Annotated in this window: 10 protein-coding genes; 2 read left to right on the top strand and 8 right to left on the bottom strand. The window is 76.3% G+C overall.

The annotated features are described in order from the left end of the window. The first annotated feature begins 174 nt into the window (after positions 1-174). Complete coding sequence (locus tag ACFQ11_RS35360) at positions 175-1,239, top strand: NYN domain-containing protein (RefSeq protein WP_378306868.1); 1,065 nt, start codon at positions 175-177, stop codon at positions 1,237-1,239. A 77-nt stretch (positions 1,240-1,316) separates the two neighbouring features. Then, a complete protein-coding gene (locus ACFQ11_RS35365) occupies positions 1,317-2,504 on the top strand; it encodes a YncE family protein (protein WP_378306870.1) in 1,188 nt (395 codons plus the stop codon). Between the two features lie 65 nt (positions 2,505-2,569). Here ACFQ11_RS35365 and ACFQ11_RS35370 read toward each other — a convergent pair whose 3' ends face one another. From ACFQ11_RS35370 to ACFQ11_RS35405, 8 genes are read right to left on the bottom strand one after another with little or no spacing between them, the layout of a single operon-like run. Further along, entirely contained in the window at positions 2,570-5,521 is a 2,952-nt protein-coding gene (locus tag ACFQ11_RS35370) for a BTAD domain-containing putative transcriptional regulator (protein ID WP_378306872.1), read from the bottom strand. Between the two features lie 46 nt (positions 5,522-5,567). Further along, the gene (locus ACFQ11_RS35375; RefSeq protein ID WP_378306874.1) at positions 5,568-6,068 is read right to left on the bottom strand and encodes a TadE/TadG family type IV pilus assembly protein; all 501 of its coding nucleotides are present in this window, start codon (positions 6,066-6,068) and stop codon (positions 5,568-5,570) included. Then, positions 6,065-6,502, bottom strand: a complete 438-nt coding sequence (locus ACFQ11_RS35380; RefSeq protein WP_378306876.1) for a TadE/TadG family type IV pilus assembly protein — start codon at positions 6,500-6,502, stop codon at positions 6,065-6,067. The genes ACFQ11_RS35375 and ACFQ11_RS35380 overlap by 4 nt, the downstream gene beginning before the upstream one ends. A gap of 8 nt (positions 6,503-6,510) precedes the next feature. Next, positions 6,511-6,900 (bottom strand): TadE/TadG family type IV pilus assembly protein, encoded by a 390-nt coding sequence (locus ACFQ11_RS35385; protein WP_378306878.1) that lies wholly within the window; start codon positions 6,898-6,900, stop codon positions 6,511-6,513. Positions 6,901-6,956: 56 nt separating this feature from the next. Beyond that, on the bottom strand, positions 6,957-7,178 hold the full coding sequence (locus ACFQ11_RS35390; RefSeq protein WP_378306888.1) for a hypothetical protein: 222 nt from the start codon (positions 7,176-7,178) through the stop codon (positions 6,957-6,959). A 58-nt stretch (positions 7,179-7,236) separates the two neighbouring features. Continuing rightward, the gene (locus tag ACFQ11_RS35395; protein WP_378306890.1) at positions 7,237-8,154 is read right to left on the bottom strand and encodes a type II secretion system protein; all 918 of its coding nucleotides are present in this window, start codon (positions 8,152-8,154) and stop codon (positions 7,237-7,239) included. Next, complete coding sequence (locus tag ACFQ11_RS35400; RefSeq protein ID WP_378306892.1) at positions 8,151-9,113, bottom strand: type II secretion system F family protein; 963 nt, start codon at positions 9,111-9,113, stop codon at positions 8,151-8,153. The genes ACFQ11_RS35395 and ACFQ11_RS35400 overlap by 4 nt, the downstream gene beginning before the upstream one ends. 34 nt (positions 9,114-9,147) lie before the next feature. Beyond that, on the bottom strand, positions 9,148-10,446 hold the full coding sequence (locus ACFQ11_RS35405; RefSeq protein WP_378306894.1) for a CpaF family protein: 1,299 nt from the start codon (positions 10,444-10,446) through the stop codon (positions 9,148-9,150). Between the last annotated feature and the right edge of the window lie 114 nt (positions 10,447-10,560).

The raw sequence follows: 10,560 nt of genomic DNA on the forward strand, positions 1-10,560 counted from the left end.
GCGGGCGCGGCCCTCCCGCCGCGCGGCCCCGGCGCCTGGCGCGCGAGCGCGCTGCCGCGCTGACGCGGCGTGCGATCGGCCGGCCGGCGGCGGCGCACCCGCCGACCGGCCGAAACGACATGTAACCGTGGTTCGCGCCCAGTGGGGCCCTCCACACGAATAAGGTGGAAGGCCATGGCCACCTCGGAGTTCGTCCCACAGCCCGCGCGCTACGCCATTTTCGTCGACGCGGGATACCTCTTCGCGGCCTCCGGGGCCCTGCTGCTCGGCTGCGGTTCCCGGCGCGAGTACCGGGTCGCCGCCGAGAAGCTGATCAAGGCTCTGACCAGCCACGCCGACGACCAGTTGCTGGGCGAGCTGCTGCGCGTGTACTGGTTCGACGCGGCGCCGAAGAAGCAGCCGACCGTCGACCAGCGGGTCATCGCGAACCTGCCGCTGGTGAAGCTGCGGCTCGGCAACCTGAACGCGCAGGGCCAGCAGAAGGGCGTGGACGCGCAGCTCCGCGCCGACCTCGAGGCCCTCGCCCGGCACCGCGCGATCACCGACGCCGTCCTGCTCGCCGGGGACGAGGACATGCTGCCCGCCGTCGAGGCCGCGCAGCGGTACGGCGTCCGCGTGCACCTGTGGGGCGTCGAGCCGACGCACGGGTCGAACCAGGCCGAATGGCTCGTGTGGGAGTCCGACACGGTCGAGGTGCTGCCCGCCGACTTCCTGCGCCCGTACTTCACGAAGGCGAAGGTCCTGCCGGTGCCCGCGCCCGGCACGGCCGCCGCGGTCCGCGAGGCCGCCGAGCGCCGCACCAGCCCCGTCCCGTCCCCGTCGCAGGTGTTCGCCGGGCGCCCCCCGGCGGTGAAGCCCGCGGCCGCCGCGGCCGCCGTCCGCGCGGGCGCCGTCCCGGTGCCCGGCGGGACCGCGACGCCCGCGACCGTGGCGGCGTCCATGAACTCGACCGCCGGGACGCAGTCGGACGGACGGCTCGGCCCGGAGCGCGACCACATGCTCGAGATCGGCGAGCACGTCGCACAGAAGTGGATCTTCGAGCGGGGCCGGGACAACATCCGCGACCTGCTCCCCGGCCCGATCCTGCCGCCGGTGATCGACAAGGAGCTGCTGATCGAGGCCGAGAAGGAGCTCGGCGGCTCCCTGCGCCCCTACCAGGAGGCCCGCACCTGGCTGCGGGACGGCTTCTGGGAGCGCGTCTACCGCGAGTTCGGCATCGGCATCGGCAAGTCCGACTAGCCCCGCCGTACACGTTTCGCGATTGCCCGGACACGGCGTGTCGCCGCCCGGTAACGTCCCCGCCGGAGGTGAGGGGCATGCTTCGACGGCGACGCCGCGGCGCCCGCACCGCGCTGCCGCTGGTCGGTGCGCTCGCGGTGACGGCCGGCGCCGTCGGCTGCGAGTCGCCCGTCCCGTTCCACCGCCCCGGCGAGGGCCGTCCGGACGCGCCCGTCGTGGGGCTCGGCGGCGCCGCCCCGTACGTCGGGCCGCGGCCGCCGAGTCCCGCCCGCGACGCCGCGCCGCCCGTCGCGCCCACCGGCGGCCGGGTGTACGCCGCCACCGGCGCGGGCATGCTCGCGCCCGCCGCCCGGGACCTGCCGCGCCGGGTGTACGTCGGCACCGGCCGGGCCCTCCACGTCGTCGACCCGCTCCGGCTCCGCGTCGTCGGCCGCGTCCCGACCGGCGGCGCCGCACGCGTCGTCCCGTCCTGGGACATGCGCCGCCTGTGGGCCGCCGACACCCGGCGGGGCGCGCTCGTCCCCGTCGGGCCCGGCGGGCGGGGGCGCGCGGTGCCGGTGCCCGACCCGGCGGGCCTGTACTTCACCCCGGACGGCGAGCTGGCGCTCGTCCTGTCCCGGCGGCCCCGCCGGGTGGGGATCCGCGACCCCCGCACGATGGCGCCCCGCGCCGCGATCCCGCTGCCGTGCGCCGCCCGGCACGCCGACTTCGCTCCGGACGGCCGCCTCATCGCGTCCTGCACCGCCGCGGGCACGCTCGTCGCCGTGGACGTCGCGGCCCGGCGCGTCGCCCGCACGCTGCGGCTGCCCGCGGGCGCGCGCCCCGGCGACGTCCGGCTCGCGCCGGACGGGCGCGCGTTCTACGTCGCGGACGCCGCGAGGGGAGGCGTGTGGCTGGTGGACGCCGCGACGTTCGCCGCCACCGGCTTCCTGCGCACCTCGCCGGGCGCCGCCGGGCTGGCCGTCAGCCGCGACGCCCGCCGGCTGTTCGTCGCGGGCCGCGGCGTCCTCGCCGCGATCGACTTCCGGACCCGCCGCGTCGTCGCCCGCCGGCCGCTGCCGGGCCGCGCCGCCCCCGTCCTCGGCGGCGTGTCGTCGGACGGCTCCGCCCTGTGGCTCGCCGCGCCGTCCGGCGTCGTGTACGCGCTGTCGACGGCGTCCGGCCGCGTCCTGCACCGCATCCGGGTGAACGGCCGCCCGACGTCCCTGGTCGTCCATCCGCAGCCGGGCCGCTACTCGCTCGGCGGCACCGGCCTGTACCGCTGACACGGACGGCCGCCGCGGCCGCCGCGGGCACCCCGGGCGGGCACCCCGGGCGGGCGCCGCCCGCCTCAGTGGGCGGGGGTGCGGGTCCATTCGGGGACGAGCTCGTCGATCAGCGCCTCCGTTTCGGGTTGCAGCCGGTCGAAGAGGGGGTCGCGGCCGAGGCGGGTGCGGAGTTCGTCGACGGCGACGCGGACCTGCGCGTGGTCGCCCATGGCGTGCGTGGCGCGCAGCAGGTCGCGCCAGAGGCCCTCGTCGTCGGGCGCGAGGCGGAGACCGGCGCGGGCGGCGGCGACGGCGCCGCGGGCGTCGCCCTCGTCGAGGCGGAGGACGACGAGGCGGTGCGCGACGTCGATGATGCGGGCGGCGGCCTCGTACTCGAGGTCGTGCCCGGCGAGCCACGAGTAGCGGCCGCGGGGACGGTCGGCGAGCAGGGGGCCGCGCACGAGGTCGAGCGCGTACGACATGTAGGCGGCCTCGGACGCGGGTTCGGCGGCGGAGCGCCACACGAGCCAGCGGAACACGGCGAGGTCGACGCGGACTTCGGAGCCGAGCCGGATGCGGCCCCGCTCGTCGTAGTACAGGTTGGGGCGGCCCCGCGCGTCGCGGCCCAGCCAGTCGGAGACGCGGGCGACGCACGCGTCGCGGACGCCCGCGCTGACGCCGCGCGGCCAGATCGCCCCCACGAGGACGGTCGGGTGCACCCCGTTCGGGTGCGCGGCGAGGTAGATCAGCAGTTCGGTGCACAGCGCGCGGCGGCTCTCGTCCATCGGGCCGGGCGCGACGACCTCGATGGGCCCGAGGATCCGGATGTCGACGGACGACTCGCGCACCTCGGGCGGCTCGCCGGTGTCGGGCAGCGGGACGGACTCGACGGCGCTCGCCGTCCGGAACAGCTCGAACACGCCGCGGTACTGGTCGTCGGTGACGAGCTGGGCGTCGACGTCGAAGCCGAGGACGCCCGCGTGCAGGCGCTCCGCCTCGTCGAGGTCCCACGCCCAGGTGGCGCCCTGGACGTCGCCGGGGACGATGTACCCGGCGGCCATCCGGGTGCCGGTGCGGGCGAGCGCGACGAGCCGGTCCGCCTCCTGCGCCGTCGGCTGGTCGGCCATGATCAGGTAGTGCGGCATCCACGCCTCGCCGAACACGCCGCGGCAGCGCCCGGTGAGGACGGAGTCGACGCCGGACGCGGCGAGCGCCTGCCGCACCTCCTCGGCGCGTCCCTCCAGTTCGGGCAGCGCGTCGGACAGGTGCGGGACGGCCCGGACCCGGTCGGGCGCGATCTCGGTGAGGCCCTCGCCGAGTTCGTTGTCGAACCCGACGAGCGTGATCCGCATGTGGTCGGACCAGCGGTTGGTGGCGAGTTCGAGGGCGAGCGCGGCGAGCGCGGCGCGGCGCACGGGTTCCGGGCCGCGCAGCGCGATGAGCCCGTGCGCGGCCTCGAGGTCGACGAGGATGCGGCCGTTGGCGTTGGTGCCGATGGAGACGAGCCCGGGGTAGGGGGCGAGGACGTCGGCGAGGCCGGACGCCTCGAGGCCGGGCATCGCGTCGGCGCGCAGCCGCCACACCTGGCCGTCGTCGTACGCCTCCCAGGGGGCGGGCGGGTTGCGGTCGGCGGGCGCGATCCACAGGTCGAGGCCGCCGTGCCCGAGGTGGACCCCAAAGACGGTCGGCATGGCCCGGCCGCCCGCCGCCATCGACTTCGACATGTGCCGCAGGCCGAGGTCGAGCAGCCGGGCGCCGTCGTCGTCGGCGCCGAACCGCAGCGCCCGTTCCGCCTCGGCGGCCCGCCCCCGCGGCCGGACGACCATGTGCCCGAACGCGCGGTGCCACAGTTGCGCGCGGCGGCGGCGGCCGAGCGCGGTGAGCACCCCGGCGGCGAGCAGCGACGCGGCGGCGAGGCCCTGCGGCCATTCGAGGTCGAAGGTCAGGTCGAGGTCGAGCGAGGGCCCGTCGCCGGCGGCGTCCCGCCGGTCGGGGACGGTCGTGCCTTCGCCCCCGCCGCCCGTCGCCTCGCCGGGCGGCGGGACGGACGCGGGCGGGTCCTCGGCGGGGCGCGGCGCCTCGGCGTCGGGGGCCGGTGTCGCGGGCGCGTCGGGGGCCGGTGTCGCGGGCGCCGACGCCTCGGGGGCGGGCGCGTCGGGCGCGGGCGCCGCCGGGGCGGGCTCGGGCGCCGGTTCCGGCTTCGGCTCGTCGGGGACCGCGTGCCCGTACCGGTAGTACTCGTCGAGGTCCTCGGCGGGGACGACCTGCGCGCCCTTCGCGTCCGCGGGCATCTCCAGGATCCAGCCGGGACGGATGAGGCTCGCGATCGTCAGGCGCGTCCCGTCCGGCTGGACGTGCCCCTTGTTCAGCTCGTAGATCTCCTTGTACCGGCGCCCCTCCCCCAGGCATTTCTCGGCGATCTCCCAGAGGCTCTCGTGGTGGCGGCCCTCGGGCGGCTGCACCCGGTAGATCTTCGTCGTCTCGGCCTTGCGCATCGGTTCGGCCGCGAGCGCGGCGCCGCCGGTGTCGGCGGACGTCGCGGCGACGGGCCGCGCGGCGGCCGGGTCCGGGGCCCGGTGGAACTCCTGCGACTGCGCCTGTCCGGGCGGCGCCTGCGACAGCCCGCCGCCGGAGAACGCGGGGACGATCGCGGTCGCGGTGGTGAACAGCAGCAGCGCGGTGACGACGAGCCGGTGCACGAGCGACTGCGTGCCGCCCGCGAGCGGCACCCGGGCGGGGACGCCGACGCCGCGGACTCCCGCGTACACCTCGACGATCACGCAGACGGCGAGCTGCAGCCACGCGAGCCAGACGAGCGCGACGAGGATCGTGATCAGTGAGCCGGGGCCGACGCGCCGGGTGAGGTCGGCCGTTGTCGGGAGTTCGGCGGGGATCGGCGACCCGAACAGGGTGAGCAGCGCGAACGGGACGCCGGCCAGCAGGGCCGCCAGCGCGATCAGCGCGCCGATCCCGGCCACGACGTCGCCCGCGCTCCTGCGCCCCCGCACCCGCCTGTGCCCGTGCCGCGTCACCATCGCGCTCTCCGGTCCCTGAACGTGCTCGACATCGTAGAACGGCGCCTCATAGGTCGTCTTCCCCCGTCACCGGGCGGGCGGTGGCGTCCGACGTCATCGTGAACTCGCCGAAGCCCGGGAAGATCGCGAGGAACTGCGGGCGGACGGTGATCCGCACGGTGACGGTCACCTCCTGCGTGGACGCGGCGCAGTCCGCGCCCGCGACCTCGTCCCCGTACGCGGTGAGGAGCCCGCAGGCGGCGGCGCGGGCGCGGCCGGGGTCGATGACTGGTTCGCCGGTGGTGCGCAGCGCGGCGAGGTCGATCTCGTTCGCGCCCGCGCGGGCGGCCTGCTCGGCCATGTCGGCGGCGCGCTGCCGCGCGTGGATGGCGAGGCCGCCGTCGACGAGGAGGCCCGCGAGGAGGAACACGACGGGGGTGAACAGGACGACGTACAGCGAGACGGTCCCCCGGTCGCGGGGGTCGTCGCGGGGTTCTTCGCGGGGTTCTTCGCGGCAGTCGTCGTGGTGCCCGGCGGGGTGGTGGCGCCGGGGGCCGCGCAGCGTCACAGGCCGTCGCCTCCGCCCCGGTAGGTGTAGGTGTCGATGGGGGCGACGGCGCGGCCGACGAGGCGTTTGGTCCCGGGGAGCCCGATGAACGCGAGGTCGCCGAGGTCGACGTCGCACGCGATCTCGACGACGACGCGGCCGCCGGGGCCCCAGCCGGACACGTCCGTCCGGACGCTCGGGCCGCCCGCGCACCATGACGTGCCGCGCAGCCCGGCGGCGGCCGCCCCGGCGGCGAAGGCGCGGGCGGACGCGGCGCTGCGCGCGATGGACGCGGCGCGCGCGGCGTCGCGGGCGGCGCCGTCCATCTGGCTCTGCGCGTCGACGAGCCGCCCCGCGCCCGCGAGGATCAGCAGGAACGCGACGAAGATGGGCGTGGCCAGCACCATCTCCAGCGACATCGACCCCCGGTCGGTGCGCCGATCGCGAACGTTCACGGGCGGGTTCACGGGGCCCCTCCCTCGCAGGACGTGCCGGCGCCGACGTCCGGGCGGAAGCACTCGATCGGCCCCTGCGACCGCTGCGACACGTGGAACGTCATGAACGGGATGACGGCGACGGCCTCGCCGCTCACCTCGACCCAGCGTTCGTCGTTCACCTCGCCCGCGGTGACCGACAGCCCGCTCAGCAGGTCCGGGCCGACCTCGCGCACGTCCCGTTCGGCGCGCGCGACCGCGGCGCCCTGCCAGCCGCCGCCCGCCGGGGCGGTGCGGGCGACGCGCGCGCCGGACTGCGCGGCGGCGAGCGCGACGTGCCGCGCGTGGAACACCATCGCGAACTGCACGACGGTGAGCAGGACCAGGATGAGCACCGGGGTGAGCAGCGCGAGCTCCATCGACGACGCCCCGGAGTCTTCGGAGCGGAACCGCCGGACGAACCGCCGCACCGCGCTCAGCCCGTGTTGATGCTGTTGGCCTTGTCCCGGACCTTCTCCAGGATGATCCCGCCGATCGCGATCGCGATGGCGGCCAGGAGCGCGGTGATGATCGCCCATTCGATCGCGGACGCGCCGCGGCTGCGCTCGTCCTCGTCGCGCAGCCGGGCGAGCCGGTCGTCGAACAGGGCGCGCAGGTAGGCGACGGACGGGTCGTTCATCGGGTTCGGCGGCCTCATCGCTGCACCTCCAGGGGGGCGGATGTCGGGGTCACGGGTTCCGGTCGAGACGTTCGGTTCATGCGCTCAGCACCCGCATCAGCGCCGGGTAGGCGAGGAAGACGAGGAATCCGGCGCACAGGAAGAGCTGCGCGACGAGCATCGACTGGGAGCGCTCGCCCGCCTTGCCCTCCAGCTCCGACAGCTCCCGGCTGCGCATGGACGCGGCGCGGGCGGCGAGCGACTTGCGGATCTGCGCGCCGTCGTCGGCGACGAGCGCGAGCGCCCCGGCGAGGTCGCGCAGTTCGGCGACGTCCAGTTCCTCACCGAGGCCGCCGAGGGCCTGCCAGGGGGTGCGCCCGGTGATGCGGGCGTTGCCGAGGGCCTCCCGGATGCGGTGCATCCCCCAGCCCTCGCCGACGTTCGCGGCGCTGACGAGCGCCTCGGGGACGCCGCGCCCGCCCGCCAGGTTCATCGCGACGAGGTCGAGGAACGCGCCGACGACGTGCCGGAAGTCCTGGCGGCGGGCCTGCGCCTCCTGCTTGAGCTGCATGTCGGGGAAGAAGAAGAACAGCAGCGCGAACAGCCCGCAGATCCACACCGGGACCTGGACGGACGTGCCGAGCCCGAGCAGCGCGAAGTACGCGACGACCAGCGGGACGAACAGCAGCGCGGCGGCGGGCAGCAGGAACTTCGTCGCGAGGAACGCCTCCAGCGACCGTTCGGTGATCGCCAGGTCGGCGCGGACCGAACGCAGCCGCCAGCCGCGCGCCTCGCAGAACCGGACGAGCTCGCCGCCGAGCCGGGCGCGGAACCCGCCGACGCGTTCGAGGGTCGGGGAGATCCGGCCGGGCGGCGGCGCGTCGAGGTCGCGGCGGCGCGCGGCGTCCAGCGCCGCCATCCGCGCGGCGAGCCCGGGACGCGCCGGGAACAGCGCCCGGACCAGCAGGTACAGGCCGGCGCCGACGACGGCGCCGGCGGCGAGCGCGCCGGTCACGAGCCCCCACCCCCTCCGGCGTCCATCGCGTGCCGCCCGCGCAGCGGCTCGGCCTGCCAGCCCGCGACCGTGCTCGGGACCTCGTCCGGGACGCCCGGACGCGGCGCGTTGCGGGGCTCGCTGAGGAGCCGGGCGGGCAGCTCGTACTTCGACAGCCGCCGCAGCCACACGAACGCCGCCGCGTACAGGGCGACGACGAGGCACAGGACGAGCTGGCCGAGCAGGTCGTCGTACGGTTCGACGTACGAGTGGTTGAACACGGCGAGGCCGATCGCGGTCCCGACGGAGACGCCGACGACGATGCGGACGGACCGGCGGGTGGCGCGGCGGTCGGCCTCGACGCGGCGCCGCATGTCGAGTTCGGCGCGCGCGGACGCCGCGAGCGCGCCGAGCATGTCGCGCAGCCCGGGGCCGCGCAGCTTCGCGTTCAGGATCAGCGCGGCGACCACCAGGTCGGCGGACGGGTCGTCGAGGTCGTCGGCGAAGCGGCGCAGCGCCTCCGGCATCGGGACGCGGGTGTGCAGCCGGTCGACGAGTTCCCGCAGCGGCCGCTGCAGGACGGGCGCGGCGGCGCGCTGCGACGCGGGGATCGCCTGTTCCAGGCCGACGGCGCCCGCGATCGTGTCGCGCAGCGACTCGGTCCACGCGGCGAGGGCCTCCAGCCGCGCCATGCCGCGCCGCTCCTCGGCGGCCCCGCCGACGAGGCCGTCCCAGCCGAGGACGAGCGCGCCCGCCCCGGCGGCGGCGATCGGCCAGCGGGTGACGACCAGCACGCCCGTCCCGGCGAGGACGGCGAGGGCGGTGCGGGTGGTGAGGGTGCGGACGAGGTCCTCGCGGCGGCGGCCCTTCGCGGGGCGGGGCCGGGCGGGCAGGCCGCGCAGCGCGACGGCCAGCAGCAGGACCCCGCCGCCGGTCAGCGCCCCGGCGAGGACGGCGAGCAGCACGTCCGGCGCGAGCATCAGCGATCGCCCCCACCGGTGCCCGGGCGCGCGCTCACCACGCACCCCCGGACGGGTCGTAGCCGTACCGGGCCAGCTCGTCGGCGCACGTGATGGGGGCGGCGGGGACGGCGTGCCCGTCCGGTCCGGGCGCGAACACCTCCGAGGACAGCACCCGGCCGTCCACGCCCGTCACCTCGCGGACGCTGGACACGAACCGGCGCAGCCGCCCGCCGTGCGCGTAGTCGTTGCGCTTCTCGATGAACACGACGAAGTCGATCGCGCCCGCGATCAGCATGTGCGTCGCCTCGACCGGCAGCCGCTCCTGCGACTGGATCGCGTACGTCGCGATGCGGTTGAACACCTCGACGGACGAGTTCGCGTGGATCGTCGACAGCGACCCGTCGTTGCCCTGCGTCATCGCGTTCAGCATCGTGACGATCTCGTCGCCGAGCACCTCCCCGACGATCACCCGGGACGGGTTCATCCGCAGCGACCGGCGCACCAGCTCGGCCATCGAGATCGCGCCCTGCCCCTCGGAGTTCGGGAGCCGCTGCTCGAACGCGACGCAGTTGGGGTGCAGTTCCGGGAACGCGTCGAGCCCGAGTTCGAGGGCCCGTTCGACGGTGATGAGGCGTTCGTGCGCGGGGATCTCGTTCGCGACGGCCCGCAGCAGCGTCGTCTTGCCCGCGTTCGTCGCCCCGGCGATCATGATGTTCTTGCGGGCCAGCACCGCCGCGCGGAAGAACAGCCCGAGTTCCCGGCTGAACGTGCCGTTGCCGACCAGGTCCGCGAGGAAGACCTTGCCGAGGCGCGCGCGCCGGATCGACAGCGCGGGCCGCACCGTGACGTCCATGACCGCCGACAACCGCGACCCGTCCGGCAGGCGCAGGTCGAGCTGCGGGTTCGCGGTGTCGAACGGGCGGGACGACAGGCCGCTGTAGGCCGCGAGGATCTGGATCAGCTCGACGAGTTCCTCGTCGCTCTCGGCGACGGGCTCGCCCATCGCCTCGCGCCCGTCCGCGTACCCGATGAACACCCGGTCACAGCCGTTGACGTCGATGTTCTCGATCTCCGGGTCCTCCAGCAGCGGCTGGAGCCGGCCGACGCCGAACAGCGCCGCGTGGACGCCCGCCGCGAGCGCCTCCTCCTCGTCGGCGTTCGGCGGGCGCCGTCCCGAGGTGATCTCGCCGCGCGCGAACTCCTCGAGGACCTGGCCGATCAGCGCGCGGGCGAACTGCCGTTCGTCCTCGCCGGACATGGGGGCGAGGCCGTGCGCGGCGTCGAGGCGGCGCTGCTGGGCCAGCCGGTCGCCGACCTCCTGCCGGAGCCGCTTGACGAGCCCGTGGTCCATCAGCGCCTCCCCTCGGTCTGCGGTGCGCGGGCGCCCGGGACGTCCTCGGCGGGCCGCGGCGGCGGGGGCGGCGTGGCGACGGGGCCGGGCCGCGCGGCGGCGTCGCGGCGCGGG

It is taken from the genome of Actinomadura sediminis, assembly GCF_042675525.1.
Lineage (GTDB): Bacteria > Actinomycetota > Actinomycetes > Streptosporangiales > Streptosporangiaceae > Spirillospora > Spirillospora sediminis.

Excerpts from the sequence above, each read along its gene's own strand:
- ACFQ11_RS35360 (WP_378306868.1), top strand. The coding sequence starts at position 175 with ATGGCCACCTCGGAGTTCGTCCCACAGCCCGCGCGCTACGCCATTTTC.
- ACFQ11_RS35365 (WP_378306870.1), top strand. The coding sequence starts at position 1,317 with ATGCTTCGACGGCGACGCCGCGGCGCCCGCACCGCGCTGCCGCTGGTC.
- ACFQ11_RS35370 (WP_378306872.1), bottom strand. The coding sequence starts at position 5,521 with ATGGTGACGCGGCACGGGCACAGGCGGGTGCGGGGGCGCAGGAGCGCG.
- ACFQ11_RS35385 (WP_378306878.1), bottom strand. The coding sequence starts at position 6,900 with ATGGAGCTCGCGCTGCTCACCCCGGTGCTCATCCTGGTCCTGCTCACC.
- ACFQ11_RS35390 (WP_378306888.1), bottom strand. The coding sequence starts at position 7,178 with ATGAGGCCGCCGAACCCGATGAACGACCCGTCCGTCGCCTACCTGCGC.
- ACFQ11_RS35400 (WP_378306892.1), bottom strand. The coding sequence starts at position 9,113 with ATGCTCGCGCCGGACGTGCTGCTCGCCGTCCTCGCCGGGGCGCTGACC.
- ACFQ11_RS35405 (WP_378306894.1), bottom strand. The coding sequence starts at position 10,446 with ATGGACCACGGGCTCGTCAAGCGGCTCCGGCAGGAGGTCGGCGACCGG.